General features: G+C 64.1%; 23 protein-coding genes and 1 pseudogene. 12 read left to right on the top strand and 12 right to left on the bottom strand.

Features of this window, described 5'->3' with window-relative positions; all coding sequences use genetic code 11:
* Positions 1-3 precede the first annotated feature (3 nt).
* The 7 genes from tssK to tssH form a co-directional block, all read right to left on the bottom strand.
* Positions 4-1,350, bottom strand: coding sequence for a type VI secretion system baseplate subunit TssK (gene tssK, locus HWX22_RS23000; protein ID WP_175909763.1), 1,347 nt, complete (start codon positions 1,348-1,350; stop codon positions 4-6).
* A 133-nt stretch (positions 1,351-1,483) separates the two neighbouring features.
* Complete coding sequence (locus HWX22_RS22995) at positions 1,484-1,816, bottom strand: DUF6693 family protein (RefSeq protein ID WP_059692579.1); 333 nt, start codon at positions 1,814-1,816, stop codon at positions 1,484-1,486.
* Between the two features lie 4 nt (positions 1,817-1,820).
* A complete protein-coding gene (gene tssJ / locus HWX22_RS22990; RefSeq protein WP_175916463.1) occupies positions 1,821-2,327 on the bottom strand; it encodes a type VI secretion system lipoprotein TssJ in 507 nt (168 codons plus the stop codon).
* A gap of 80 nt (positions 2,328-2,407) precedes the next feature.
* On the bottom strand, positions 2,408-2,893 hold the full coding sequence (locus tag HWX22_RS22985) for a type VI secretion system tube protein Hcp (RefSeq protein WP_059447502.1): 486 nt from the start codon (positions 2,891-2,893) through the stop codon (positions 2,408-2,410).
* A 96-nt stretch (positions 2,894-2,989) separates the two neighbouring features.
* A complete protein-coding gene (tssC, locus tag HWX22_RS22980; protein ID WP_059447501.1) occupies positions 2,990-4,483 on the bottom strand; it encodes a type VI secretion system contractile sheath large subunit in 1,494 nt (497 codons plus the stop codon).
* Between the two features lie 27 nt (positions 4,484-4,510).
* Entirely contained in the window at positions 4,511-5,053 is a 543-nt protein-coding gene (gene tssB / locus HWX22_RS22975; protein ID WP_059447500.1) for a type VI secretion system contractile sheath small subunit, read from the bottom strand.
* A gap of 37 nt (positions 5,054-5,090) precedes the next feature.
* Positions 5,091-7,772 (bottom strand): type VI secretion system ATPase TssH, encoded by a 2,682-nt coding sequence (tssH, locus tag HWX22_RS22970; RefSeq protein WP_175916462.1) that lies wholly within the window; start codon positions 7,770-7,772, stop codon positions 5,091-5,093.
* Positions 7,773-8,304: 532 nt separating this feature from the next.
* Here tssH and HWX22_RS22965 point away from each other — a divergent pair.
* Genes HWX22_RS22965 through HWX22_RS22940 form a run of 6 tightly spaced genes read left to right on the top strand, consistent with a single transcriptional unit; the run spans position 8,305 to position 14,484 of the window.
* On the top strand, positions 8,305-8,964 hold the full coding sequence (locus HWX22_RS22965) for a TagK domain-containing protein (protein ID WP_175916461.1): 660 nt from the start codon (positions 8,305-8,307) through the stop codon (positions 8,962-8,964).
* A complete protein-coding gene (locus tag HWX22_RS22960) occupies positions 8,961-9,812 on the top strand; it encodes a type VI secretion system accessory protein TagJ (RefSeq protein WP_175916460.1) in 852 nt (283 codons plus the stop codon). The genes HWX22_RS22965 and HWX22_RS22960 overlap by 4 nt, the downstream gene beginning before the upstream one ends.
* Entirely contained in the window at positions 9,805-10,365 is a 561-nt protein-coding gene (gene tssE / locus HWX22_RS22955; protein WP_175909751.1) for a type VI secretion system baseplate subunit TssE, read from the top strand. Before HWX22_RS22960 ends, tssE begins: the two co-directional genes overlap by 8 nt.
* A gap of 35 nt (positions 10,366-10,400) precedes the next feature.
* Positions 10,401-12,290, top strand: coding sequence for a type VI secretion system baseplate subunit TssF (gene tssF, locus HWX22_RS22950; protein ID WP_175916459.1), 1,890 nt, complete (start codon positions 10,401-10,403; stop codon positions 12,288-12,290).
* Positions 12,290-13,366, top strand: coding sequence for a type VI secretion system baseplate subunit TssG (gene tssG, locus HWX22_RS22945; protein WP_175916458.1), 1,077 nt, complete (start codon positions 12,290-12,292; stop codon positions 13,364-13,366). The genes tssF and tssG overlap by 1 nt, the downstream gene beginning before the upstream one ends.
* On the top strand, positions 13,363-14,484 hold the full coding sequence (locus tag HWX22_RS22940; RefSeq protein WP_175916457.1) for a type VI secretion system ImpA family N-terminal domain-containing protein: 1,122 nt from the start codon (positions 13,363-13,365) through the stop codon (positions 14,482-14,484). Before tssG ends, HWX22_RS22940 begins: the two co-directional genes overlap by 4 nt.
* Positions 14,485-14,508: 24 nt before the next feature.
* Here HWX22_RS22940 and HWX22_RS22935 read toward each other — a convergent pair whose 3' ends face one another.
* Both HWX22_RS22935 and HWX22_RS22930 read right to left on the bottom strand, forming a co-directional pair.
* On the bottom strand, positions 14,509-15,402 hold the full coding sequence (locus HWX22_RS22935; protein ID WP_175916456.1) for an NAD(P)H-binding protein: 894 nt from the start codon (positions 15,400-15,402) through the stop codon (positions 14,509-14,511).
* Between the two features lie 142 nt (positions 15,403-15,544).
* The gene (locus HWX22_RS22930) at positions 15,545-16,468 is read right to left on the bottom strand and encodes an AraC family transcriptional regulator (RefSeq protein ID WP_175916455.1); all 924 of its coding nucleotides are present in this window, start codon (positions 16,466-16,468) and stop codon (positions 15,545-15,547) included.
* Between the two features lie 193 nt (positions 16,469-16,661).
* On the opposite strand from HWX22_RS22930, the gene HWX22_RS22925 reads away from it, so the two are divergent.
* On the top strand, positions 16,662-16,859 hold the full coding sequence (locus tag HWX22_RS22925; RefSeq protein ID WP_059698737.1) for a hypothetical protein: 198 nt from the start codon (positions 16,662-16,664) through the stop codon (positions 16,857-16,859).
* Between the two features lie 48 nt (positions 16,860-16,907).
* Here HWX22_RS22925 and HWX22_RS22920 read toward each other — a convergent pair whose 3' ends face one another.
* Positions 16,908-17,861 carry a LysR family transcriptional regulator gene (locus HWX22_RS22920; protein ID WP_059533632.1) on the bottom strand — a complete coding sequence of 318 codons (954 nt, stop codon included), beginning with the start codon at positions 17,859-17,861 and terminating at the stop codon, positions 16,908-16,910.
* 100 nt (positions 17,862-17,961) lie between these two features.
* Here HWX22_RS22920 and HWX22_RS22915 point away from each other — a divergent pair, with 100 nt between their 5' ends.
* A complete protein-coding gene (locus HWX22_RS22915; RefSeq protein ID WP_175916454.1) occupies positions 17,962-19,320 on the top strand; it encodes an NAD(P)/FAD-dependent oxidoreductase in 1,359 nt (452 codons plus the stop codon).
* 324 nt (positions 19,321-19,644) lie between these two features.
* On the top strand, positions 19,645-20,079 hold the full coding sequence (locus HWX22_RS22910; RefSeq protein ID WP_059533628.1) for a phosphatase: 435 nt from the start codon (positions 19,645-19,647) through the stop codon (positions 20,077-20,079).
* Positions 20,080-20,253: 174 nt separating this feature from the next.
* On the opposite strand, the gene HWX22_RS22905 is transcribed toward HWX22_RS22910, so the two are convergent.
* Positions 20,254-20,505 (bottom strand): energy transducer TonB, encoded by a 252-nt coding sequence (locus tag HWX22_RS22905; protein WP_175916453.1) that lies wholly within the window; start codon positions 20,503-20,505, stop codon positions 20,254-20,256.
* 41 nt (positions 20,506-20,546) lie between these two features.
* Positions 20,547-20,828, bottom strand: a complete 282-nt coding sequence (locus HWX22_RS22900; RefSeq protein WP_175916452.1) for a transcriptional regulator — start codon at positions 20,826-20,828, stop codon at positions 20,547-20,549.
* A gap of 371 nt (positions 20,829-21,199) precedes the next feature.
* Here HWX22_RS22900 and HWX22_RS22895 point away from each other — a divergent pair, with 371 nt between their 5' ends.
* From HWX22_RS22895 to HWX22_RS22885, 3 genes and pseudogenes are all read left to right on the top strand, one after another.
* On the top strand, positions 21,200-21,511 hold the full coding sequence (locus HWX22_RS22895) for a hypothetical protein (protein WP_059818345.1): 312 nt from the start codon (positions 21,200-21,202) through the stop codon (positions 21,509-21,511).
* A 353-nt stretch (positions 21,512-21,864) separates the two neighbouring features.
* Positions 21,865-23,527 (top strand): annotated as a pseudogene (locus HWX22_RS22890) (EAL domain-containing protein).
* Between the two features lie 216 nt (positions 23,528-23,743).
* On the top strand, positions 23,744-26,110 hold the full coding sequence (locus tag HWX22_RS22885) for a DNA polymerase II (RefSeq protein ID WP_175916451.1): 2,367 nt from the start codon (positions 23,744-23,746) through the stop codon (positions 26,108-26,110).
* The last annotated feature ends 28 nt before the right edge of the window (positions 26,111-26,138 follow it).

The following is a 26,138-nucleotide window of genomic DNA, read 5'->3' as shown; positions in this document are numbered from 1 at the left end:
CGCTTATGCGCGCACGCCCCACAACTCCAATCTCAACGACGGGAACTCACCCGCCACGTGCAACGCGATACCGCCGTGACGCACGACTTCCTCCCAAAGCGGCCCGCCTTGCGTCAACTCGTAATAGATGTAGCCCGCGTTGAACGGGATCTGCCGCGGGGGCACCGGCAGCGCCTGCAGACCGATACCCGGCAAGTGACTGCGGACAAGGCTCGGCAACCTTTCCGACGGCCCGGCCTTCGCCTGCGCCAGGAATTGCTGCTTCAGCACGTCAGGCGGCATCGCCGCGTGAACGGCCAGCACCAGCGCGGTAAAGCCCTGCATATCAACCGGATCGACCACCGCGTTGCGCATCCCGTGCCCGCGATCTTCGAATGCAATGCTCTGCGCGCTGCGCACCAGCACGGCGTTCAGCAGCCGGTGCGTATCGTCGACAACCGGCTTCAGACACAGATGCGGCGTCGTGTGCTGATAAGGCGGATGTGTGTCGAGCGGCCGCCGCGTATCCGTGCGCAGATGCGTCGACAGTTCGCCCGCCATGCTGATCAGCAGCGCATAAACATCGGCCGGCGATACGGCCGGCACCCGCAGCAAGTGCTGCAGCAACGGCTCGTAGCGGTTCAGGATCTGCAGCAGCAGGTAATCCGTAACCGTCGCCGCGCTCGCTGTCGTCTCGTCCGTGCCGGCGAGCCGTTCCGCGAGCGCATTCGCACGCAGATGCGCGAGATCGTGGATTTTCGTCACCCAGCTTGCGAGGAGGTCGCTCGCGCCATAACCGGATACAGGCGGTACAAGCGTGTCGTCGAGCTCGATACTGCCGTCCGCGCGGATCGTCTTGACACGCGTGAGTGCGAGGCCGATCCATGCATCGCCCAGTTCCTTTTCCGGCATCAGGCGCAGGCGCAGATTCGACAGTTGCACGGCCTCGGGGGCAAGACCGATCGAATTCGTGTCGCGCAATTCCGTATCGAACACCAGGTAGCGCGCCAGGGAATCCGCGCTGTTCTCGAACGTCGTTTCTTCACAGTTCGGCAGCCGGACCGGCACCGCGAGATAGATCACCTGATCGAGGTGTTCGGGCCGAATCGTCAACGGAGGCGGCGGAGGTGTATTGCCCGGCGCATCGAACGGCGTGCCGTCGGCGAACACGCCGGCGGCCGTTTTGACGATCACCTTCCCGAGCGCCAGCGACTCCAGGTCGAGCGCATAGCTCGCGAAGCCGAAAAAGAACGGCGACAACGGGGTCGCACGCATATGCGCGTATTTCTCGAAATAGCGATCCTGTTGCTGGAACAGTTGTGGACGGAAAAACAGCCCCTCTTGCCAGGCAACCTTGGCATACCAACTCATACGTGTTGTCCGATTGTCCGTGCGAAAGATGGGCCATACCCATCATGTCTGGCCGCCAGGTCCAACTCAGGCCTGGCTGCGCGAAGCGCCTGCATTTTTATGCCATCCACTCAAATACGCGCCATGAGATCGATCAGTTGCTGACCATTCGCGTGTGGTTCATGCAGTGCGCGAGGATCTTGTACAAAAAGACGAAGTAACCGATGCCCAGCGTGACGATCGAGATCAGCGTCCAGATCACGATCTTTCCGATCATCGTCGCCAGATCCATCGTGCACTCGAGCCTTCCCACTACCTTGCCGTCTGAATTGACGGCGACCGTTCGACTGATCACGAATCGGTACAGGTAGTACGGATAGACGAACAACGCGAGACCGAACGTGACAATCGAAAGAAGGATCCAGATAACAGCGTGTCCGATGATGTCGGTGACTGTCAGTTCCGATTTCAAATTGAGATTGCTCATGCTTTTATTTCTTCCCCGTCTCTCGCACGCTGACTGCCTTGGCGTCGAGAGCAATGTCCAACTTCAGTTTTGGTGTGAAAAAGCGATACCACGCCTTGTCGGGACCAGTCGGTATCGTGTAAACGACTCGCCAAACCGAATTGGGAAGATCCCGATAAGCCGCGATCACGCCGATGGCCGTCGTATCCGCACCGGAATACCGAACGATCTTCTTGTGCTCGCCCGGTCGCAGCTGCAGTTCGTCACGCTTCACGACGTCATCGCCCAATACCGTCTTTTCCTGCGTCTGCAGCGTGAAAAAGTCGGCTGTGCCGAACGCGATGTCGTTCTTCAGTTCATAGATGCGAACGACGATCGGCGCGGCCCGACCGCGATCGTCAGGGTTGACGTCCGGTCGCGCGTTGACCGTCAGGTCAAACCGAACCGGCTCCTTGGGCTTCGGTTCGCCGCTCGCACAGGCCGCAAGAATCACGACGCCGGCAAGCGCGGCGGCAGTCAGGATCGAACGCATGCAGATTTCACCTTGAATGCAGCAAAAAGGCGCTGCGCGCACGCCGAGACACCCTTGCGCACACGCAACACCTCGCCGACTTACGCTTCCTTGTTGCCCTTGATGTCGAAGCCGGCCGTCACCGCGCCGCCGCTGCCGCCTTGCGCGTTCTGCACGACATATTCCTGCTTCACTTTCGCGAACGACAACGCGACCGTCTCACGACTCTTCTCTGCGTCGCTTTTGCTGCCGGACGGCTTCACGCGCGTGACGATCACGTCGCTCATCGTGATCTTCAGGTACTCGAGCGGGTTGCCACCGGCCTTGCGCATCACGAGCGTCGCCTGATCGATATGCTTGCCGGTCAGCGCGTACTTCATCAGGTTCGGGCTCGCGCGATCGATGTTGTGTTCGAACGTCAGATCCTTGACCGTCGCCTTGCCGGCGCCGCCACCGCTTCCGGCATGCATCGTCGATTCCTGAGTGATTTCCCAATCCCAGTTCAGGACTTCGATCTCATCCTTGTGCTTGTCGTCGAGCGATTCACCGTTGATACCGTCGATCTTCAGAAAAATGTCCTGCGCCATACGTAGCACTCCTTTACTTACATGAGTAGAAAAAGGCCGTTCACCACAAAATGAAACGCTTGAATGCCCGGCCCGATGGGATGGGTTAGCTTCCGCTTACGCCGCTTCCTTGATCGACGGAAGCTTCGTCACGAGCCGCAGCGAGACCGTCAGCCCTTCGAGCTGAAAGTGCGGACGCAGGAAGAATTTCGCCTGGTAATAGCCCGGGTTGCCCTCGACGTCTTCGACGAGGACTTCCGCCGCGGCGAGCGGCCGGCGCGCCTTGGTGTCCTGCGACGAGTTGGCGGGATCCGCGTCGACATAGTGCATGACCCATTCGTTCAGCCAGCGCTGCATGTCCTCGCGCTCCTTGAACGCGCCGATCTTGTCGCGCACGATGCACTTCAGGTAGTGCGCGAAGCGCGAGCAGGCAAACAGATACGGCAGGCGGGCCGACAGGTTCGCGTTGGCGGTCGCGTCCGGATCGTGATACTCGGCCGGCTTCTGCAACGACTGCGCGCCGATGAAGGTCGCGTGATCGGTGTTCTTGCGATGCACGAGCGGAATGAAGCCGTTCTTGGACAGTTCGGCCTCGCGCCGATCCGAGATCGCGATCTCGGTCGGACATTTCATGTCGACGCCGCCGTCGTCGGTCGGGAACGTATGGCACGGCAAGCCCTCGACCGTACCGCCCGACTCGACGCCGCGAATCAGCGAGCACCAGCCGTACTGCTTGAACGAACGGTTGATGTTGACGCCCATTGCGTATGCCGCGTTCGCCCAGCCGTAACGGCTGTGATCCGAGCCGTTGGTGTCTTCTTCGAAATCGAATTCGTCGACCGGATTGGTCTTGGCGCCATAAGGCAGCCGTGCGAGGAAGCGCGGCATCGTCAGCCCGACATAACGAGCGTCTTCGGTATTGCGCAGCGAATTCCACGCCGCATATTCGAGGTTCTGCGTGAAAATCTTCGTCAGATCGCGCGGGTTCGCCAGCTCCTGCCACGACTCCATCTGGAGCACCGACGGGCCGGCCCCCGTGATGAACGGCGTGTGAGATGCTGCGGCGACCTTTGCGATCGATCCGAGCAGATCGACGTCGGGCGGCGTATGGTCGAAATAGTAGTCGGCGACGATGCAGCCGTACGGCTCGCCGCCGAGCTGGCCGTATTCCTGTTCATAGATCTGCTTGAAGAGCGGGCTTTGATCCCACGCCAATCCCTTGTACCGACGCATCGTTCGGTGCAGCTCGGTCTTCGAGACGTCCAGGACGCGAATCTTGAGATGCTCGTCGGTTTCCGTATTCGACACGAGGTGGTTCAAGCCGCGCCAAGCCGATTCCAGCGCCTGGTAATCGTCGTGGTGCAGGATCAGGTTGATCTGTTCGGAAAGCTTGTGGTCGATTTGCGCAATGATCGCCGCGATGCTCTTATAGGCGTCGTCGCTGATGGTCGCGGTCTGCGCAAGCGCCTGCTCGGCGAGTGTCTGGACCGCGGATTCAACCGCCTCACGCGCCTGGTCGGTCTTCGGACGGAATTCCTTTTCCAGCAATTGCGTGAAGTCGGATTGAGTGGCCGTCTGCGTTTGCGCGGCCTGTGCGTGTTGCTTCGCCATGGTGGTCATCCTCGATCGGTTCGTCGGTCAATTGGCTTCGTTCTGGTCGACGGCACCCGCTTCGTGATGCTCGGGCTTCGGCGCAGCAGCCAGCGATTTCAGGAGCGCCGGATCCTGCAGCAGCTGCGTCACGAGCGCTTCGGCACCCGACTTGCCGTCCATGTAGGTTTGCAGGTTCGCCAATTGCGTGCGAGCCTCCAGCAACTGGCGGAGCGGTTCGACCTTGCGTGCGATGGCGGCCGGGGAAAAGTCCTCCATGCTCTCGAAGGTCATGTCGACCATCATCTGGCCTTCGCCCGTGAGCGTATTCGGCACGGCAAACGCGACGCGCGGCCGAATGGCCTTCATCCGCTCATCGAAGTTGTCGATGTCGATTTCGAGGAATCGCCGGTCGGACACCGCCGGAAGCGGCTCGACCGGATGCTTGCCCGACAAGTCGGCCAGCACACCCATGACGAAAGGCAGCTCGACCTTCTTCTCCGAGCCGTAAACCTCGACGTCGTACTCGATCTGCACGCGCGGCGCACGATTGCGCGCAATGAATTTCTGCGAACTGCTGGAAGCGGACATGGACAGGTTCTCCTGAACAGTGGGAAATGGACGGCGCTTAGCCAAGCGGCTCGTCCAAGCGAGAAGGCGTTGCATCGAAGGTCAGCGCCTGCGCGGGGTCGGCGGCCGGGTCGGCAACACCGACCACAATGCGCGCGAGCTCACCTTTCGACGCGAAGGCATCGAGCCAGAGCGCCGACAGGCGCGGCAGGATGTGTTGTTCGATGAAACCGATAAGGACGCGTGCACCGGTTTCCTGAACGAGACAGCGACCGACGATGTAGCCGACCACCGCATCTTCGAACGTGAGCGCGATGTCGTGAGCGTCGGACATCCGTTTCACGACGCGCCCCAGGTGCAAGCGCACGATGCGAGCGAGCGCGTCGTCGGCCAACGGCCGGTATGGCACCACCGTCACACGGCCGACGAAGGCCGCCGGGAAGGTTTTCAGCAACTCGGGGGCAAGCGCCTCCCGCAAGCCTTCCTGGTCCGGTGCGAGCGCGGGATCGGCACACAGGCTCGCGCTCAGGTCTGCGCCGACATTGCTCGTCAGCAGGATCGTCGTGTTGCGGAAATCGATATGGCGGCCGTCGCCGTCTTCCATGTAGCCCTTGTCGAACACCTGGAAGAACATTTCGTGCACGTCGCCATGGGCCTTTTCGACCTCGTCGAGCAGGACGACCGAATACGGACGGCGGCGCACTGCTTCGGTCAGCACGCCACCCTCACCATATCCGACGTAGCCCGGCGGCGCCCCCTTTAGCCCCGAAACGGTGTGCGCTTCCTGATACTCGCTCATGTTGACCGTGATCAGGTTTTGCTCGCCACCGTACAGGGCCTCGGCCAGCGCCAGCGCGGTTTCAGTCTTGCCGACGCCCGACGGGCCTGCGAGCAGGAACACGCCCAGCGGCTTTTTCGGATCGGTCAGGCCGGCTCGTGCGGTCTGCACGCGTTCGCCGATCAGGCGCAGCGCGTCGGTCTGACCGACCACGCGCGCCTCCAGCGTTTCCGACAACCGACGCACTGCGTCGAGTTCGTCCGTGACCATGCGGCCGGCAGGGATACCCGTCCAGTCGGAAACAATCTCCGCGACGATTGCCGCATCGACCTCCGGAAACACGAGCGGCGCATCGCCCTGCAGCGTCAGCAACGCCTGTTCGAGTTCGCGGAGCTGATCGCCCGATACCGGCTCGTGCGCCATATCGCCACGCACGGTTTCACGTGCGGCAAGCAACGCCTGCGCGGCCGCCGTCTGTTCACGCCAGCGGACCTCGACCGCAGCCTCGTCCGCTGCGAGCGCGGCGATGCGTTCGCGCACGCTTTCCAACGCCTTGCCTACGCCCAGCCCGATACGAGCTTCCTGCGCGAGTAGCGCCTCTTCCGTGCGGACGGCAGCAAGCCGTTGACGTACATCGTCGAGCTCTCGCGGCGTGGCATGCTGAGACAGCGCCACGCGTGCGCATGCGGTGTCGAGCAAGCTGATCGCCTTGTCCGGCAATTGGCGCGACGGGATATAACGGTGAGACAACGTCACTGCACCGCGAATCGCCTCGTCACGCACCACTACGCCGTGATGCGCCGAAAACGTTTGCACGAGCCCCCGCACCATGTCGACGGCAGCGGCCTCGGACGGCTCCGCGACCTGGAGCACCTGAAAGCGTCGCGTCAATGCGGGATCTTTCTCAATATGCCGCTTGTACTCGGCCCAGGTCGTCGCGCCAATCGTGCGCAGCGTGCCGCGCGCCAGCGCTGGCTTCAGGAGGTTGGCGGCATCGCCCGTGCCGGCCTGGCCGCCCGCGCCGATCAGCGTGTGGATTTCGTCGATGAACAGGATGACCGGCACCGGCGACTTCACGGCCGCTTCGAGTAACGCCTTCAGTCGCGCTTCGAATTCCCCCTTCATGCTGGCGCCCGCCAGCAACGCGCCGACATCAAGGCTCAGCAGACGCACATCCGCAAGCTTCGGCGGCACGTTGCCCGACGCGATCGCACGCGCGAGACCCTCCACCACGGCCGTCTTGCCGACTCCGGCTTCACCGGTCACCAACGGATTGTTTTGTCTACGGCGCAGCAACACGTCGATCATCGTGCGAATCTCGAGTTCGCGCCCGATGACCGGGTCGATCTCGCCGGCACGCGCACGCGCCGTCAGATCCGCGCAGTACTGATCGAGTGTGCCGCCCTTCGGCGTGGCCGGCATCGCACCGGACGCTTCGCCCGGCGTGGCAGGCAGATATTCGCTATGGTCATACGGGCCGTCGCCCGCTTCCGGCGAGCCGGCTATCCAGGCTGGCAGAACGTCGTCGACATCACCGACCGGAATTTTGCCGAACGCCGGAGAGATCTCGAGCATGACGCGCCGCAGTTCGGGTGTGGACACGAGTGCCGCGATCAGCCACGCGCCGCGCACGCGGCGATCGCCGTATTCGAGCGTCGCGAGCACCCAGGCACGCTCGATCGCCGATTCGATATGCCACGAAAAGTCGTTGATCGAGCTCGCGCCGGCCGGCAAGGCGGCCAGTGCCCGAGCGAGATCGCGCTCGAGCCCATCGCGATCGATCGCCGCGTGACGCACGATCCGTTGAAGATCGCCGTCCGGTTGTTGCAACAACTGGTGCAGCCAGTGAGCGAGTTCGACGAACGGATTCCCGCGCAACTTGCAGAAATTCGTCGCTGACTCGATACCCCGGTAAAGCTGGACCCCGAGCTTACCGAATAGCGCTTGGCGAGAAATGGTCATGATGATCTTTGTTGTTGGCCGCAATGGTTCCAAGCACCATGCAGCGTCTCTCAGGACTGCTATACAGACTATCTTCCGGACGACCTCCGGAAACACTGACACGCCCCCCTCTCTATTCAATTCAATCTGCCAATCAAATAGAAGGCGCATTATCGGCACGAATTGCAACTTCCGTCAATGCGACAAATCAGCAATATTTCCCAATAACACCCCCAAATTCACTTTTTTGAAATCTCCATCGCCCCACACACAACTTCAGTGCGACGCTCGACTGCAGACCCAACCGATCACCCCAAAACACATGGACACAAGTCCTTGTTATTTTGAGATAAATTCATTTTTCTCGCGAATTAACACTTATCAATAAATCGATAATTTTTTGATTGCAAAGGCATTAAATTCATTTTGTGACTTTGTTTTACATTTCAAATTTCATCTCAAAAAACATTCGCACAAAGCCCGTCATCACGCATATTTTTATCTCAATAAACAACCGGCCAAAACTCGTGGTTAAATTGCGGACTTCTCGTCATTGGACTTCCAGATGCGTTCCTTTCGTCTGCCGTGGCGTCGCCAATCGGATGTCTCGCACACCGGGCTGCCGCGTGGCAACAGTCATGCGCGACCCGGCCACACTGTTGCTGCTGCCCCAACCGTGCCAGCAGACCATTCGCTCCCGTCACCGTATGCCGACGACCTGCTCGGCCAGCTCGGGATCGGCGGCCTGGAGCGCGGCGCACGACGTTCGGATCCTTCGTCTCACACTTCCATTGGCGCGCCCGACAGCACCGACGTGCTGATCGATACGTTGCACGCGCAGTATTGGCGCGCGCTGGCCGATCCCCACGCGTCGGTTACCGTGGAATGGGCGTCAACTGCAGGAGAGGCGGAGCCGATCACGCGCACGTCCGCGCCCGATTCGCAGGGCTGTCCGGACCCTCGTCGTGATCATGATTCGATCGAAGCGATGTTGCTTGGCGATCGCACGCTCGAGGACGTATTCGAGCGACTGGATGAGCACAGCGCCTCCTTGCCAGAAGACGAACCCGTTCCCGAGATCCTGCATCTGTTTGCGCCTTCCGATTTTCGAGCGGAGGCCGTGCAGCATCCCCCCGCGCTCACACGGCGCGAACACCACGTGTTGACTATGGACAGCCCGCTGTCCGCGCCCTTGCGCAAGGATGAAGATTGACCCGGCTTACCGCTTCCTGCCCGCCCTCACTCGCTCGTCTGGACAAGATCCCACTCAGCGAGCAGATCGAACAAGTGTCGGCGCGCCTGCGCGCGCAGCCGACCATCGCGTCTCATCGGTGGGCACTGTTTCAGTTGTTGTGCGTCATGGGTGAATGGCCCCGGGCAATCCAGCAGTTGCAGACATGGGCCATGCTCGAACCGATACACACTGCAACCGCGCAGGTCTATCGCGACCTGATCCGTGCCGAATGCCGGCGCAAGCAGGTGATCGAGGGGCTCGCGCAGCCAGGCTTCGTATTCGAGCAGCCGGCGTGGATCGACGGATTGTTGAACGCACTGCACCTGGCCGCCTTGGGACGGATCGCCGCAGCCGACGACGCGCGCGAAGCGGCCTTCGATGCCGCTCCGACCGTCGCTGCGCGCATCCCGCAGGGCTCGGTAGCCTGGATCGTCGATAGCGATTCCCGTTTCGGCCCCGTGTGCGAAATCATCGTGGCCGGGCACTATCGCTGGATTCCGTTCGCCGATCTGGCGTCGTGGCATGTGTCGCCGCCGACGAAGGTCGTCGATCTGGTTTGGGCGCCGTGTACGTTCACGCTTGGCGATGGCGCCATCGCTCACGGCTTCATGCCGGCTCGATATCACGGTTCGGAGATCGGCAGCGACGCCGTTCGCATCGGACGCGAAACGACTTGGCGAGAGCACGGCCGAACCGGTGTCACGGCGCTTGGCCAAAAGACCTGGTCAACGGATCGAGGTGACTTCGGACTGTTCGAACTGGCAACCGCGGAGTTCGGCACAGGTATCGGAAGCAGCGCCACGGTCGGAGAGCCGATCAATGAGTGAGAACAGGAAAGCGCCTCGGGCCACCGACTCGCTCGCCGTCCGCACGCCTCGGCGCGCCAATGCGCATTTGATGCCGACCTTGCTCGACCGCCTGCGTGACGATGCACCGCACCGAAGCACCGAAGCGCCGGAGGAATACACGGTCACCCGTAAACAGATGCGCGACATCGTTCAGCGCGATCTCGCGTACCTGCTGAACACAACGAGCATCGAGGATCAGATCGATCGGGGCCGTCATCCGCACGTCGCTGCGTCGACCTTGAACTTCGGCGTGCCGCCCCTTGCGGGCGCCTTCATCGCGTCACGTCATTGGAACGACGTCGAGCAGACGATCCGGCGAGCCATCACCGATTTCGAACCGCGGCTGATTCCGGATTCCCTCGTGGTATCTCCCCGCACCGGCAGCGGCGACGCCGGCGAGCATCACAACGTCCTCGCGTTCGAGGTTCGCGGGCTGATCCACATGGATCCGTACCCACTCGAATTCATGGTGCAGAGTTCGCTGGATCTCGAGACCAGCGAGATTCGCATTACCGGCATGCGCACGGGTTAAGCACCCCACGCCACAACGACAACGAGACCGTTCCGATGGACCCGCGACTGCTCGACTACTACAACCAGGAACTCATCTACATGCGCGAACTCGCGACCGAATTCGCGCATGCACATCCGAAGATCGCCCGCCGTCTCGGTATGCAGGCGGGTGAAGTGGCGGATCCCTACGTCGAGCGCCTGATCGAGTCGTTCAGCTTCATGGCCGCTCGCATGCAGCTCAAGCTCGATGCAGAATTCCCGCGCTTCACCGAACGGTTGCTTGAAGTCGTTTACCCGAATTACGTCGCGCCCACGCCGTCGATTGCCGTTGCACGCCTGCATCCCGGGGGCACGGAGGGCAGCCTTGCCAACGGATATCGGATCGCGCGCGGCACCGCCTTTACGGCCCGCGTTCCCGATGGCGAAAGAACGGCGTGCCGATTCACGAGCGGGCAGAACGTGACGCTCTGGCCGCTGACGATCACCGAGGCCCGCTTGACGGGTGTTCCGCCGGACATCGCCGGCCTCGAGCGCTACGTGCCGCCCGATACGCAGGTGCGCGGCGCATTAAGGCTACGCCTGGCGACGACCGGTGACGTGCGAATTTCCGACCTGAAGGGGCTTGATCGACTTCCCATCTACCTTGCCGGTGACGAGCAGGTTGCATCCCACCTGTTCGAATTGCTGCATGCCGGTGCCGTCGCGTCCGTGATCGGCGCGCCCGGCGAGTTCGGCATCCCGGGGCGTCCGCTCGCAGCCGTGACACGTAACGCAGTCGAGCATGAAGGGCTGCGCACCGACCAGAACCTGCTGCCGCTCACCTGGACGAAGTTCCATGGGCATAACCTGTTGCACGAGTATTTCGCGTGCCCGGCCCGATTCTGGTTCTTTGCGCTGAACGGGCTCGCCGAAGGCTTTTCGGCGGTGCACGGCCGCGAAGTCGAGATCGTCGTGTTGCTCGACCGCTCGCCGGCTCAACTGGCAAACCTCGTGGACGCTTCACGCTTCGCGCTGTTCTGCACACCCGTCATCAACTTGTTCAGCAAGCATACCGACCGGATCGAGATTACGCCGCGAGAAACCGAGTTTCACCTGGTGCCGGCACGGCTCGCACCGCTCGACTACGAGGTGTTTTCGGTGGAGGCCGTGTACGGCCGCGTGGCCTCGACGTCCGCCGAACTCACTTTCCGCCCGCTCTACCAAACACTGAACAACGACGAAGGCAATCACGGTCGCTACTTCTCAGCGCGGCGCGAGCGACGCCTCGTGTCCGATTCGGCTCGTCGTTACGGTACACGCACGCCTTACATCGGCACGGAAGTGTTTCTCTCCCTCGTCGATCAAAACGAGGCCCCCTATAACGAAAACATCCGCTACCTGTCGGTCGATGCACTGCTGACAAATCGCGATCTGGCTACGCTCGTGCCACGCAACGGCATCGACGACCTGGACACGGCCGAATCCGCGCCGGTCGCGAGCATTGGCCTCATCCGCGCGCCCAGCCCTCCGCTGCCGCCCCACGCGGAGCGGGAAATGGCATGGCGCCTGATCCGCCAGCTCAATTTCAACTACCTGCCGCTCGACGATTTCGATCACCGTGAAGGGGGGCAAGGGCTGCGCGACCTGCTGCGCCTGTACGTCGCGGACGGCGATTCCGGACAAGGCCGGCAAGTCGAAAGCCTCGTCGGGGTGAGGACGCGCCCCGTGACCCGCAAGCTGCCGGGAATCGGTCCGATGACATTCGGGCGCGGTATCGAGTGCACACTGACCGTCGACGAGACGGACTTCTCGGGCGTGAGCCCTTACCTGTTCGGTGTGGTCCTCGAACATTGGCTCGCGCGGCACGTATCGATCAACAGCTTCACGCAAACCGAACTGCATTCGATGCAACGAGGTCGCATCGCACGCTGGCCGGTGCGCACGGGCACACGCGGAGTGCTGTGATGAAGCGCGCCACGCTGCCCGCGCAGCTTCGCGACAGCATGCTGTCGCCTGAGCAGCTCGAACGCTTGCAGGCCGAGCCCTGGCGGTTCGGGTTTCTGTCGCTCTTGCGCCGCATCGGCGCGAACGCCGCCATCGATCCGATCGGCACGGCACGCCGGCCAGGCTCGGAACCATTACGGCTTGGCCAGCAGCCGAGCCTCGCCTTTGCCCCGCGAGAAGTCGCAAGCGCGGAACAATCCGCGGGGCGGTTGAAGGTGCGACTTTTCAGTCTCGGGATGCTCGGTCCCCATGGTCCGCTCCCGATCCACTTCACCGAAATCGCGAAGGATCGCCAAGAGAGCCGGCGCGACACGACGACCGTCGATTTTTTCGACATCTTCCATCATCGCTACTTCACGCTGTTCTATCGCGCGTGGGCGTCGGCTCAATCAGCCGCCGGACTCGATCGAACACAAAACGAGCGATTTTCGTTCTACATCGCGAGCGTCGCGGGACTGGACATCGGCGAGATTTCCAGGCGCCCGTTGCCCTCGCACGCGCGCCTCGCCGCCGCGGCGCATCTCGTACGCGAATCGCGCAATCCGGACGGCCTGCGCACGACGCTCGAACACTACTTCGGCGTGCCGGTCGCGCTTGAAGAGAACGTGTTCCACTGGATCGAAATCGACCCGGCCGACTGCGGCCGAATGGGCCGCCCGGGTGCTGCCGCGACGATGGGACAAGGCGCCATACTCGGACGTGTCGCGCCAGACCGTCAGCATCGCTTTCGAATCATCATCGGCCCGCTCGATCTGAACGCCTATCTGCGCTTCACGCCTCAAGGCGAGGATCTGCCACAGCTCGTCGAATGGGTACGGGCGTTCGTCGGCTACGAACTGGAATGGGAACTCGAGTTGCGTATCAAGCCGGAGAGTGCGCCGCCGGCGGTGATGGGCGGCCAACAACGCATGGGCTGGTCCGGATGGCTCGGCCGCCCGGACCAGCGCAAACCCATTACCGGCATGCGGTTCGAACCCGAACGTTACGCACGTCATTTCGATCGCCGCCCGACAAGCCCTGGAACCGACCGACCATGAGCAAGAAGCAATCGCCCCCCCCTGCGAAGCCGAGCCGCCCCTCCGCGATCGACGCCACGCACTTCGACTGGCTGTTGCCGGTAAGCGACGACGCGCCGTGCGGCTCGGATCTCGAATATGACCACGATTTCGTGGTCCTTTTTGCTGACGCGGCATCCAGGTCGGACGTGCAGTACGGCGCGTTTGTCGGATCACCTGAACCGCTCAACTGGAGCGAACTCGAGCGCAACTGCCGCCGGCTGATGCTGCGCACGAAGGATATACGTGTCGCGGTGCTCTACGCCCGTTGTCGCACGCGCCTCGGCGGTCCGTCGGGATTGACGGAAGGAACGGGGCTGCTCGCTGCATGGCTGCAGGCGTTTCCCGACAGCGTTCACCCCCAGGCAAGCACGGATGACGATCGCGGCGCCGCGCTGGAAATGCGAATGAATGCCCTGCAGACGATGACGGATCCCGACGGACTGCTTGCCGACGTCCGGGAGATCGTGCTGATGAAGTCGACCGCCACGCGCCTGCAGTTGCGGGATGTCGAACGCGCTTTCGCCCATCCGCGTTCGGCGGATGCGCTCGCACCGGATTCAGTCATCCAGCAGTTGCGGGATCTGCGGGCGCAACAGCCGGAAATGATGAACGCGTTCGATGAAACGATCTCGAATCTTGCCGCGATCAACATCTGGGGAGCGACTCATCTCGACACGTATCTGCCCGACCTTTCGCCATTGATTCGATTGCTTCAACTGTTGAATGTCGCGGGCACGCACGTCGAGGCAACTTCGGACGTCGCACATGTTTTCGTCGATGACATTGATGGCCGGAATCGAGACGGTGTGCAGCCCGACGGAGAATTCACGTCAATTTCTCCGGATAGCGAATTGAACTCGAGGGCAAACGCACCGAATGCTGCTTCCTGCACCGAACCGGTGCCGATGACCCGCCATGAGGCGCTGATTCTGATCAATACGGCGCGCCAGTGGTTCGAAACGAACGAACCAAGCAGCCCGATCCCGGTATTGCTGAAGCGGGCCGAGCAATTCGTTGGCAAACGCTACGTCGAGGTGGTCAACGCGATTCCGGGTGATCTTCTTGCACAATGGGACCAGATGGATAGCTTGGAATAGCGTAGGAGGTGCCGGCCACCTGCGTCACGCCTGCGCTGCGTGCACGCGCACCAGCGCAGCGAGCGCCTCCTCCGGTGTCGTCGTGCCATACACCCGCTCCGACACGCCGGCCTCGACGTCAATCTGCCCCGCGTTGTGCACGTCGTACAGATCGACGATCAGCTGCGCATGTCGCTCACTGAGGCCCGCGCGCAGCAGCGTCGCGGTCCATGCGTCGCGCGGCAGTTCGCGCGCGACGATCTCGCGGTCTGCGGCCGCGCCGAGCGTCTCCGCGATATCCCGCACGCTCACGCGCCGCGGGCCTTCGATGCTGACGATGCGCGGCCCGTTGCCGGTTTCCGCGACATCGAGCAGCAGCCGCGCCGCCGCGACGCCCACGTCGGGCGCCCACACCGTCGGAAACACCTTGTCGATTGGATGGTGAAAACTCGGCAGCACGCCGGTGCCGAGCGCAACCGGCAAGATGCGCACCCAGTTCTGGAGATGCTCGGCCGAGCGCAACAGCGTCAGCCGGGTCGGGACCGTCTTCAATTTCTCTTCCAGCAGATGAAACAACCGCGTGATGCCCGTGTTGCCGTCAAGTTCCGCGCCATAGTCCGACAGCGCAAGCAGTGCCGGCGGCGGATTCGCGGCGAGTGCGCCGGTCACGACGTCGAGCGTGCGCGCCATCGTCTCCGCCGGATCGCCGTCGGCGACGGGCACCGGACACAGCATCTGCACGGCTTGCGCGCCGTCGATCGCCGTGGCAATCGCACCTGCATCCGTCAGGTCGGCGATCGCCACTTCGCAGCCGAGTTGCGCGAAACGTTCGCGATGGCGGGCGTCGCGCAGCACCGCGCGCACGGGATGGCCTGCGTGGCGCAGGGTCGTCACGGTCGACGAGCCGACGTTGCCTGATGCTCCGAAAATCACGAACACGATCCGCTCCTGGAGGATGAAGGTGCAGTGATTGTCTGCGTGCGCGAACGGGAAAGCGCGCAGGTGCGGATGATGTGAACAGGAAAGGATGACCGGATGCGGGGCCGCGCTCGGATCGCACGGCCCACCGGTTCGTCAGCGGCTATCGATCCGACGCCGACGCATCGTCCTCGCCGTCATAAGCCAGCCGGAGCCCGCCCCGCGCGCCGGACCGCGCGACCTCCGTCGGCGTCGCGCCCAGCACGCGATTCATCCAGTTCGCCATATGGCTCTGATGTGCGAACCCGACTTCGAGCGCGATCTGGCTGATGCTGAGCCGGCCTTCGAGCAGCAACGCCTTCGCACGCTCGACCCGGCGCCGCACCACGTACTGATGCACCGGCATCCCGAGCGTCTCGCGAAACAGCACCTTGAAATGCGGCACGCTGATCGACACGAGCGCCGCAAGCTCGGCGAGCGTCATGCGGCGTTCGAGGTTGGCCTCGACATAGTCGATCACGCGCGCCGCCGCCTTCGGCGCGAGCGTCCGCCGGCGCTCGCGGAACACGGGCTGGCCATCGACCAGTCGCGCGACGAGCGCCGTGCACAGGCTCTCCGCATAGAGCGGGTCGGACGCGTCTTCCGCCTCGAGTTCGGCGGCCATCGCCCATGCAATGTGTTGCAGGCGCGGATCGCGCACCTGCAGCCGCCGGCGGATCTGCGCCTGCGACGGCTTCAGCTCGAGTTGCTCGAACGTGCGCCGCACGAACGTGTCGCTGAGCATGACGTGCAGGATCCGGCAGTCGGCGCTGTCGGTCCATTGGCCCGGCAGGCCGGCGGGAATCACGTCGATGTCGCCGTGCGCCTGGATGCGCGACACGCGCTGGCCGTCGCACACGCAATCCGCGCGCACGGGCGAGCCGATATGCACGCCGATGCGGTGATGATCGGCCGCCGGAATCCGGTACGTACCCGCGCGAATCTCCAGCAGCGACGCGCCGAAGCCGCGCCAGCCGAGCCCGCGGCTGGAGCGCAGGCTGACCGGCACGCCGTTGTCGGTCGGCGCGGCGAGAATCGGATCGCTCATGGTTCTTCTCCACCAGATCGTGGGTCGAACGCGCATTGTGACGCTTTTTCCGGCCGTTTGCCGGTCGCGCGCCGCCATTCCCGCAACGAGCAGAAAAAGATCATCCGTTCCTGCTCCGCCGCATCCTTGCGTGCGCGCCGACGAGCGCCGCGGCGCTTACGATGGGCTTCATCCGACACCTACGGAGACCGTCATGCCCCATTCCTGCCCACTGCGCGCGGCGTTCATTCCCTCTTCGCCGTCCCGGACAGCCCGCCGTCCCGACGGCCCCGCTCCCCGCAACGACCGGATCGCCTTCGCCGCGCGATGCCTGCGCATGCTCGGCTGGTACCGCCTCGAACGGCTGCTCGCGTCGATTCCCGACAGCAACGACGACTTCGGGCTCGTTTGACCGAAGGCACGCACGGCTCGCACACGCCGCCCGCGTCCCGGCGTGCGTCTACTTGCGCCGCCGTTCGTGCGGCGCGACCGTCGCGCCGTCGATCACCGGCGCGCCCTGCTTGATCAGGAAGTCGCGAAACAGCCCCGTCACCTGCGAGATCCGCCGGTCGGCAAGCGTGACCACATACCATTCGCGCTCGATCGGGTTGCCCGGAAACGGCAGTTGCCCGAGCAACCCCGTGCGCAACTCGAGTGCACACGCGTGCAACGACAGGAACGCGACGCCGAGCCCCGCTTCGGCCATCTGCTTGATCGCCTCGTTGCTCGACAGTTCGGAGCCCACATGGAAACGGTAGCCGGCCGTCTTGAACAGGCTCTCGACGGTCGAGCGCGTGCCCGCGCCGCGTTCGCGCACGAGCAGATGCGCGGATTCGAGATCCTTCAGCGCGACGCGCTTGCGCTGCATCAGCGGATGACCCGGCGCCGCGACGAACACCATAGGGTGCTTCGCGAACTCGACCGCGTGCGTGCGCAGCTCCTTCGGTGCGCTGCCCATCACCGCGAGATCGATTTCATGCGTCGCGAGCATGCGGATGATGTCGTCGCGATTGCCGACCTTGAAATAGGTCTTCACGTGCGGTCGCGTCGCGGTGAATTTCACCAGCAGCGGCGGGATCAGATACTCGGCCGTCGTGATCGCGCCGATCCGCAGCGTGCCGCCGAGGTCGCCCGTCAGCGCGGCCACTTCGTCGCCGGCCTCGCTCCATAGATGCAGGATCTCGCGCGCATAGCGCGCCACGATTTCACCGGCGGCGGTCAGCTGCACGCCGCGCCCCACCCGCTGCAGCAACGCGGCGCCCACCGCCTCCTCGAGCAGGCGAACCTGCAGCGACACGGCCGGCTGCGTCAGGTTCAGCTCCTCGGCCGCGCGCGACACGCTGCCGAGCCGCGCGATCATGTCCAGCGCCTTCAGCTGCCGGAACGTCGCGGTCTTTCCTATAAGTGAATACATATGAGTCGCTTATAAACATTAAATTGTTCGCGTAGGTTCAAAACTATATCGTCGGTTCTTGAGCAATGTCATCCGAATCGTCATCAGCGGGAGCCACAACATGGACCACATCACGCCTACCCTTGCAACGGATCGCGCACCGCGCGTGCCGCGCATCGTGATCGTCGGCGGCGGCGCCGGCGGCCTGCAGCTCGCCACGCGCCTCGGCGACACGGTCGGCCGCCGCGGGCAAGCCGACGTCGTGCTCGTCGACCGCTACCCGACGCACTTCTGGAAGCCGCTGCTCCACGAAGCCGCATCCGGCCATCGCGATCCGGCCTCGCACACGATCGAATACGCGGCGCAGGCGAAGCGCCACGGCTTCCGCTTCGTGCAGGGCGCGCTGCAGCAGGTCGACCGCGCGGCACGCACGGCGACGATCGCGCCGGTGCAGGACGCGGACGGCACGGAGATCCTGCCGCAACGCGAGCTCGGCTACGACGATCTGGTGCTGGCCGTCGGCAGCGTGACGAACTTCTTCAACGTGCCGGGCGCCGCGCGGCACGCGCTACCGCTCGAAAATCTCGACCAGGCCGAGGATTTCCGCCGCAAGTTCCTGGCCGCCTGCACGAAGGCGAACCACCTGGCCGAGCAGCAGCCGGTGCACCGCGCGGCACCGATCTGCATCAACGTGATCGGCGCGGGCGCGACGGGTGTCGAACTGGCCGCGGCGCTGCGCCATGCGATCCAGCAGCTGACGACGTATCGCTTCAAGGCGCTGGTGTCCGCGCGCGACGTGCATATCCGGCTGATCGAAGGCGGCCCGCGCATCCTGCCGGCGCTCGACGCAAGGCTGTCGGCCAGGATGCATACGCAATTGCGCACGCTGAACGTCGACGTGCTGACGGATACACGCGTCGCGGAAGTGGGCGCTGACGCGGTCATGACCGCGACCGGCGAGCGGCTTGCGAGCGACATCACGATCTGGGCGGCCGGCGTCGCTGGCCCCGCGATCCTGCGGGAACTGGGCGACATCGCGCTCAACCGGTCGAACCAGGTGATCGTGACCGACACGCTGCAGACGCCCGACGATCCGCACGTGTATGCATTCGGCGACTGCGCTGCATGCCCGTCGGCCGATGCGAGCGGTTTCCTGCCGCCGCGCGCGCAGGTCGCGCACCAGCAGGCCGTGTATCTCGGCGATGCGCTCGCGCGGCGCCTCGCCGGCAAGCCGGTGTCGGGCTTCACGTTCCGCGATGCGGGCACCGTCGTGTCGCTCGGCCAAGCCGGCGCCGTGTATCAGGCCGACCTCGGCGTGCGTTCGCGCTCCCTGATCGTCGACGGGCTCGCCGCGATCGGGCTGTACAAGTTCCTGTACCGCAAGCATCTGTTCAGCGTGTACGGACTGAAGCGCGCACTGTTCCAGTCGCTGAGCCACTGGCTGCAAAGCCGCAACCAGCCGTCGATCAAGCTGCACTGATCGCCGACCGCCACGCGGCATCGCAAGACGGCGTCTCGGGCGCATCTCGCCCGATACGCTTTTTTTTCATCTGCACACATCGGGTGCATTCATTTCGTGCGCGCCTTTGGTGCATCACGTCTAAGCGCGTCGATACGATGCAGATCATCCGGAAAACACCGCCTCACATGCATCCCGCGCCAGCGCTGGCTCACCGCCCCATTCATTAGTCGAATCGTATGAGTCGGATATAAATATTAATTGGTCGCATATTCCGGATCGACGCTAAGGTGTGCGGCATTCCCGTCCGCGAACGGATCGTCACGTCTCAGGAGAGGAATCACCGTGGTCATCGAAGCCATCGTCACCCGTCTCGACGCCGCATTCGCGCAGATCGAAGCGACACCGGATTCGCACGAATCGCGCAACCAGCGCGATGCGATCATCCAGTGGCTCGACAGCGCGTCGGAGCAAGGATATCGACTCGGTCTCGTCACGACGCTGCCTGCCGCCCGGCTCAGCGACATGTTCGAAGGCCAGTTCGGCCGCGCGAACCTCGACCGCTTCTCGGTCGTCGTGACCGACGCTCATCAGAAGGACTCAGTAGCAAATCAGCATCCGTTCGACGTCGCGCTTCAGGCGCTGGGCGTGCCGCCCGAGCGCGCGGTGGCCGTCGCGAGCAGCGAACCGGAACGCCGCGAAGCCGAGACGTTCGGTCTGTCGCGTTGCGTGCGCATCACCGACACGATGCGCTCGATCGCATCGGCAGGCCTGCACTGACCTGAGCACCTGCATACGGGCATCGGAACGGCTCGCGGTTCATCGTGAAGATGCTGCACAACGCGCGCGAGTCGAATCTCCAGGCGGCGTGCGACGGCGCGACAATTGCCGCGCGAAGCCACGTCTACGATTGCAGGAAATTGAAGTGCTGCTACGGCTATCCGTGACGCGTCGTCAGTCCACCGGGTAATCGAGATCGTGCCAGCGCTTCGCCGATTTCCCGCCCGAGCCGAGGTGACCGCCGGGGAAGCGCATCACCGCAATCGCGTGAAGCGCCTTCTCGTCGAGCGCGGCGTCGCCGCAACTGCGCCTGACCTTGAGATCGCGGACACGCCCGAGCTCGTCGAGCCAGACACGCACGATCACGCGCCTTCTCGACGTACCGTTCTGCACGCCGCGTGACAGCAGGCGGTCCATCAGCGACATGAAATTCTCCGTGAAGGTCGAATGCGTCGGTTATCGCGGCGTCAATGCTGGACGGCCGCGCTTTTGTGAGCCGTCCGCACGGCCTTCGGCTTCGCGACGACGGGCGCCTTCGGATCGATGCCGACCGCATGCTCGACCTTGCGGGTCTTCGCGGGCGCCGCGTGCGCCTTCGACACGGGTTTCGCGTCGGCGTGCGCCGCGGCCGGCGCATTCGACCGCGAAGAGCCGGTTTGCCGCCCCGGCTTCACGGCCGTCACGCCGCTCGCCGCCGCGGGCGAATGCTTGATCTGATGTGCGTATTCCTTGACGTCGTGGTCGCTCATCCACGATTCCGTATAGGCCGCCGACGCGGACTGCGACAGGTTGAGATACGCGACCGAGGCGACGAGAAAAGCACGAATTTGCGTGCGACGATTGAATGCGGTAATGACGAATGCTCCTTGCGAACTGGCTCGACGCCCGGTATCGGCGCCGTCGTGGCGGCGCGATAAATGAGCGCATTCGGCATCGCAAGCGTCTGACGGGTGATCCAAACGATTCTTGACGTTTGAACGATCGATCCGGTGCGCGAGACCGCTCACGCAGCGCGTTCGACCGCGTCGGACATGCCGATGTCGTCGCGCCTGCGGGGCCTCGGCGGCTTGCCGAACTTGGGCCCGCCGGCGGTGTCGAACGTGCATCGCCGGAGAATCACATGAAACGCGCCGCTCCCTTCGCCATCCTGATCCTGCTTGCCGCCGTCGGCTTGCCGGCGGTCGCCGGCACCGCGGCGGACAATGCCGCCGCGCCGGTTGCGCAGCAAGCGAGAAACTGCGTGCCGTCCTCGACGTCCGCCGGCACCGCGCCCGGCTCCCGCGCGGCATCAAAAGCGCCGCCGATCCGCATCTGTGTCGGCGATTCCGATACGCAGCTGAACCTGCCGTGGTTCCTGACCGACGTCCTCACCGCCGTGGACACGCATCAATCGCCCCGCGACCTGCTCCACAAGATGCGCAACGACTTCTGAAGCACGGCCGCCGGAAATGACGCGCGGCGCAAATATTTCTCACCAAGCATCAATCTCGATAGTTATCTACATTTTGGATAGCAATATTTCGTAATAAGGTGGGACACGCCTTATACTTGCCGCGCACCATCCTCGTGCCAAGAGACGGTGACTTCTGTCCCGGCTGCATACCGATGCGGCCGGGTTTTTTTTGGGCGTGCGATACCGTTATACATGCGTTGTCGATGTATGTTACGAGAAAGCGCCTCGAATCCTGTGCCCGCCGCGCTGTCGCTTCGTGCGTTTCGCGAGCGTAGAATCGATTTGCGTCCCGATATGGGCGCGAGCCGCGGTGCCCCGGCCAGGCACGGCGAATGCCTCGCGCCAAGTCATCGACCGGTTCGACCTGCATTCACATGCGCACAACAACAAGTACGACCCGAGGACCCTCCGCGCTCGCACCGCGCCCGAAGCCCGCGTTCCAGCGCAGCGGCGCGTGGCCGCATGTCGTCTTCCCCGGCGCCCTGATCGCCTGCATTCTCGTGTTCATGCTGGCGCTCGTCGTTGCAGGGCGCCTGGCGCGCGACTCGATTGCACGGCACGAACGCGACGTCGCGAACGACATCGTGATATCGGTCGACCGCATCCTCGACGGGATTCGCTCGCGGCACCCGAATGAGTTGAACGCGCTGGTCGGGCGGCCCTGCACGACGATCTTCAGTACGCTCGCCGAAGTGGGCACTCACCTGCGCTATCTTCGGGCCGTCGGGCCGTCGGGCCGTCGGGCTGGCGAACGGCGGTCGCGTCACGTGCTCGTCGGCGCTGGGCGCGATCGACGTCCCGCTCGACGCGTACATTCACGCGCCCGCGCCGGGGATGACGGCCATCACGCTGCTTCGGCAGACACCGTTTCAGCAGCACGTTCCGGTGCTGGCGGCGTTTCGCGCGACCGCGCCCGACTCCGGCGTCCTTTATGTGGTCGAGGGCGACTATGTGGCGGACATGCTCGCGCACGGGACCCGCTTCGGGGCGGAAACGGCCACGCTGTCGATCGAGGGCGCGGGCAGCATCGATCAGCATGGCGCGTTCGTGCCGTCATTCGGCGCGGCGCCGGCCACAGGCAGCAAGATCGCGTCGAACGCGTGGCCGTTCACGGTCTCCGTCACCTCGGCGGAACCCTATGTTTCGCAGGTGCAGCGGCACTACCGACTCATCTGCCTGACGATCGCGCTGCTGGTCAACGGCCTCGTCGCGGCCGCGTACTTGCTCGCGATGGCGCCGCGCCGGCTGTTGCTGAAGGCCGTGCGCAATGCGCTGAAGCGCAACGAATTTCATGTCGTCTACCAGCCGATCGTCGACGTCGAAACGCGCCGGACCGTCGGCGTCGAGGCGCTGCTGCGCTGGCACCATCCGAAATGGGGGGCCATCAGTCCGGCCGTGTTCGTGCCGCAGGTCGAGTCGAGTGCGGTCCTGCCGAAGGTGACCGAGTTCGTGCTTCGGACGGCCGTATCGGAACTGACCGCACTCGCGCCGTCGATGCCGCTGCGCATCGCGATCAACGTCGCGCCGAAGGATCTCGAACGCGCCCGCTTCGTGTCCGTCGTCGAAGACACGATCGGCCGGCTTCCACCGGGTTGCACGCTGGTGCTCGAAGTGACCGAGCGCATCCTGCTCGAGAAGAATCCGCGCACCACCGAGATGTTCGCCACGCTGCGCGCGAAAGGCGCGAAGTTCGCGATCGACGACTTCGGCACGCATCACAGCAACCTGGACATGCTGTCGCGCTTTCCGTTCGACTACGTGAAGATCGATCGACAGTTCATCTCGCAGCTCACGACGGGCAACGCGAAACTGATCGAAGGGATCGCGGCGGTCGCCCACCACTACGGCCTTAAGATCATTGCCGAGGGCGTGGAGACGGAAGAGCAGCATCGCGCGCTGCATGCGGTCGGGATTCAGTACGCGCAGGGTTATCTGTATCAGCGGCCACGGCGAGCGGAACACCTGAAGCGGAATTTCGCGCCGATGCCGGCTTGAATACCGCAGTGGCGCGGAACGCTCGGCAGACGAATACGTGACGCACTCGCGTCGTCCGGTCTGCACGCGACGCCGGTGCCTGCACGCGGTCGATGCGCTGCGTGGCGGATCGCGCGGCGGCTTCCTGCCACCTGATGCCATCGACGCGCCCTTCGGCGGGAACCGCGCGAGAGGCGCTAAAATCCGCCGCCTGGGCATCCACGACGAGCAAGCGTTTTGACGGCGTTCGAGCAGGGTTTCATCCTCACCCGCCACTGGCGGGACACCGCATCCGGCATCGAGATCGAGTTCTGGCTGGCAACCGAACACGGTCCGCGCCGCGTGCGGCTGCGCCCGCAGGAAGCCGTCGCGTTCGTGCCGGCCGAGCAGCAGGCGCTCGCCGAACGCACGCTCGCCGTCGAACGCGATGCCGAACTGCGCCCGCTCGCGCTGCGCGACTTCCGCCAGCGCGCGGTGGCCGGCCTCTACTGCCGCCGCTACCGTCACCTGTCCGGACTCCAGAAACGCCTCGCCGCGGCCGGCGTCGACGTCTACGAAGCCGACGTGCAGCCGCCCGACCGCTACGCGATGGAGCGCTTCATCACGGCGCCCGTGCTGTTTCGCGGCACGGCCGGCCGCGACGGCACGCTGACCGACGCCGAACTGAAACCCGCGACCGACTATCGGCCGGCACTGCGCTGCGTGTCGCTCGACATCGAGACGAGCATCCACGGCGAGTTGTATTCGATCGCGCTCGAAGGCTGCGGACAGCGACAGGTCTACATGCTCGGCCCGCCGAACGGCGACGCGCCGGCCATCGACTTCCGCCTCGACTACTGCGACAGCCGGGCCGAGATCCTCACACGCCTCAACGACTGGTTCGATGAACACGATCCCGATGCGGTGATCGGCTGGAACCTCGTGCAGTTCGACCTGCGCATCCTGCACGCGCACTCGGAGCAATACGGCGTGCCGCTGAAGCTCGGCCGCGGCGGCAGCGTGCTCGAGTGGCGCGCGCACGGCCAGCAGCCCGACCATTTCTTCGCGGGCGCGGCCGGCCGCCTGATCCTCGACGGCATCGACATGCTGAAATCGGCGACGTGGACGTTCCCGTCGTTCAGCCTCGAATACGTGTCGCAGTCGCTGCTCGGCGAAGGCAAGTCGATCGACAATCCGTATCAGCGGATGGACGAGATCCAGCGCCGCTTCGATCACGACAAGCCCGCGCTCGCGCGCTACAACCTGAAGGACTGCGAACTCGTGACGCGCATCTTCGACAAGGCCGACCTGCTGTCCTTCGCACTCGAACGTGCGACCGTCACGGGCCTCGCGGCCGATCGCACCGGCGGCTCGGTCGCCGCGTTCACGCACCTGTACCTGCCGCGCATGCATCGGCTCGGCTACGTCGCGCCGAACCTCGGCGACGTGACGGGCCAGAACAGCCCCGGCGGCTTCGTGATGGATTCTCGGCCCGGGCTGTACGACTCGGTGCTCGTATTCGATTACAAGAGCCTTTATCCGTCGATCATCCGCACGTTCCTGATCGACCCGGTCGGGTTGATCGAGGGGCTCGCGCATCCGGGCGACGACACGTCGGTGCCGGGCTTTCTCGGCGCGCGCTTCTCGCGCACCGCGCATTGCCTGCCCGACATCGTGCGGCGCGTGTCGGAAGGCCGCGACGAAGCGAAACGCCAGCGCAACGCACCGCTGTCGCAGGCGCTGAAGATCATCATGAATTCGTTCTACGGCGTGCTCGGTTCGACCGGCTGCCGGTTCTTCGATCCGCGCCTCGCGTCGTCGATCACGATGCGCGGCCACGAGATCATGCATCGCACGCGCGAGCTGATCGAGGCGCAGGGCTACGAAGTCATCTACGGCGATACCGATTCGACCTTCGTCTGGCTCGGGCGCGAGCACGACGACGACGCGGCCGCCGCCAAGGGCCGCGCGCTCGTCGACCACGTGAACCGCTGGTGGCAGGCGCACCTGCGCGATCGCTTCGGGCTGGAAAGCGCACTCGAATTGCAGTACGAACGGCATTACCGGCGCTTCCTGATGCCGACCGTGCGCGGCGCGGAGGAAGGCAGCAAGAAGCGCTACGCGGGCCTCGCGCTCGCGGCGAATGGCGGCGAGGACCTCGTGTTCAAGGGGCTCGAAACGGTGCGCACCGACTGGACGCCGCTCGCGCAGGCATTCCAGCGCGAACTCTACCGGCGCGTATTCAAGCGCGAGCCGTACCAGGATTTCATTCGCGACTACGTGCGCCGCACGCTGGCCGGCGAATACGACGCGCAACTCATCTACCGCAAGCGCGTACGCCGGCCGTTGAGCGAATATCAGCGCAACGTGCCGCCGCACGTGCGCGCCGCGCGGATCGCCGACGAATTCAACCAGGCGCGCGGCCGGCCGCTGCAATACCAGCGCGGCGGCTGGATCAGCTACGTGATGACGACGGCCGGCCCGGAGCCGCTCGAAACGATGCGCTCGCCGATCGACTACGCGTTCTACGTGAGCCGTCAGTTGCAGCCGGTCGCCGATGCGATCCTGCCGTTCCTGCGCGACGATTTCGAACGCGTGATCTCGGGGCAGGGGCAGTTGTTCTGAGCTTGCCGCGCGGCGTGCACGGTTTCCC

Source organism: Burkholderia sp. BCC1638 (assembly GCF_902833195.1).
Classification (GTDB): Bacteria; Pseudomonadota; Gammaproteobacteria; order Burkholderiales; family Burkholderiaceae; genus Burkholderia; species Burkholderia diffusa.
This window is presented reverse-complemented; position numbering and strand designations above follow the sequence as displayed.

Coding starts and splice junctions, on each gene's coding strand:
- tssK (WP_175909763.1), bottom strand. CDS start 1,350: ATGAGTTGGTATGCCAAGGTTGCCTGGCAAGAGGGGCTGTTTTTCCGT.
- HWX22_RS22995 (WP_059692579.1), bottom strand. CDS start 1,816: ATGAGCAATCTCAATTTGAAATCGGAACTGACAGTCACCGACATCATC.
- tssJ (WP_175916463.1), bottom strand. CDS start 2,327: ATGCGTTCGATCCTGACTGCCGCCGCGCTTGCCGGCGTCGTGATTCTT.
- HWX22_RS22985 (WP_059447502.1), bottom strand. CDS start 2,893: ATGGCGCAGGACATTTTTCTGAAGATCGACGGTATCAACGGTGAATCG.
- tssC (WP_059447501.1), bottom strand. CDS start 4,483: ATGGCGAAGCAACACGCACAGGCCGCGCAAACGCAGACGGCCACTCAA.
- tssB (WP_059447500.1), bottom strand. CDS start 5,053: ATGTCCGCTTCCAGCAGTTCGCAGAAATTCATTGCGCGCAATCGTGCG.
- tssH (WP_175916462.1), bottom strand. CDS start 7,772: ATGACCATTTCTCGCCAAGCGCTATTCGGTAAGCTCGGGGTCCAGCTT.
- tssE (WP_175909751.1), top strand. CDS start 9,805: ATGAGTGAGAACAGGAAAGCGCCTCGGGCCACCGACTCGCTCGCCGTC.
- tssF (WP_175916459.1), top strand. CDS start 10,401: ATGGACCCGCGACTGCTCGACTACTACAACCAGGAACTCATCTACATG.
- tssG (WP_175916458.1), top strand. CDS start 12,290: ATGAAGCGCGCCACGCTGCCCGCGCAGCTTCGCGACAGCATGCTGTCG.
- HWX22_RS22940 (WP_175916457.1), top strand. CDS start 13,363: ATGAGCAAGAAGCAATCGCCCCCCCCTGCGAAGCCGAGCCGCCCCTCC.
- HWX22_RS22930 (WP_175916455.1), bottom strand. CDS start 16,468: ATGAGCGATCCGATTCTCGCCGCGCCGACCGACAACGGCGTGCCGGTC.
- HWX22_RS22925 (WP_059698737.1), top strand. CDS start 16,662: ATGCCCCATTCCTGCCCACTGCGCGCGGCGTTCATTCCCTCTTCGCCG.
- HWX22_RS22920 (WP_059533632.1), bottom strand. CDS start 17,861: ATGTATTCACTTATAGGAAAGACCGCGACGTTCCGGCAGCTGAAGGCG.
- HWX22_RS22915 (WP_175916454.1), top strand. CDS start 17,962: ATGGACCACATCACGCCTACCCTTGCAACGGATCGCGCACCGCGCGTG.
- HWX22_RS22905 (WP_175916453.1), bottom strand. CDS start 20,505: ATGTCGCTGATGGACCGCCTGCTGTCACGCGGCGTGCAGAACGGTACG.
- HWX22_RS22900 (WP_175916452.1), bottom strand. CDS start 20,828: ATGAGCGACCACGACGTCAAGGAATACGCACATCAGATCAAGCATTCG.
- HWX22_RS22895 (WP_059818345.1), top strand. CDS start 21,200: ATGAAACGCGCCGCTCCCTTCGCCATCCTGATCCTGCTTGCCGCCGTC.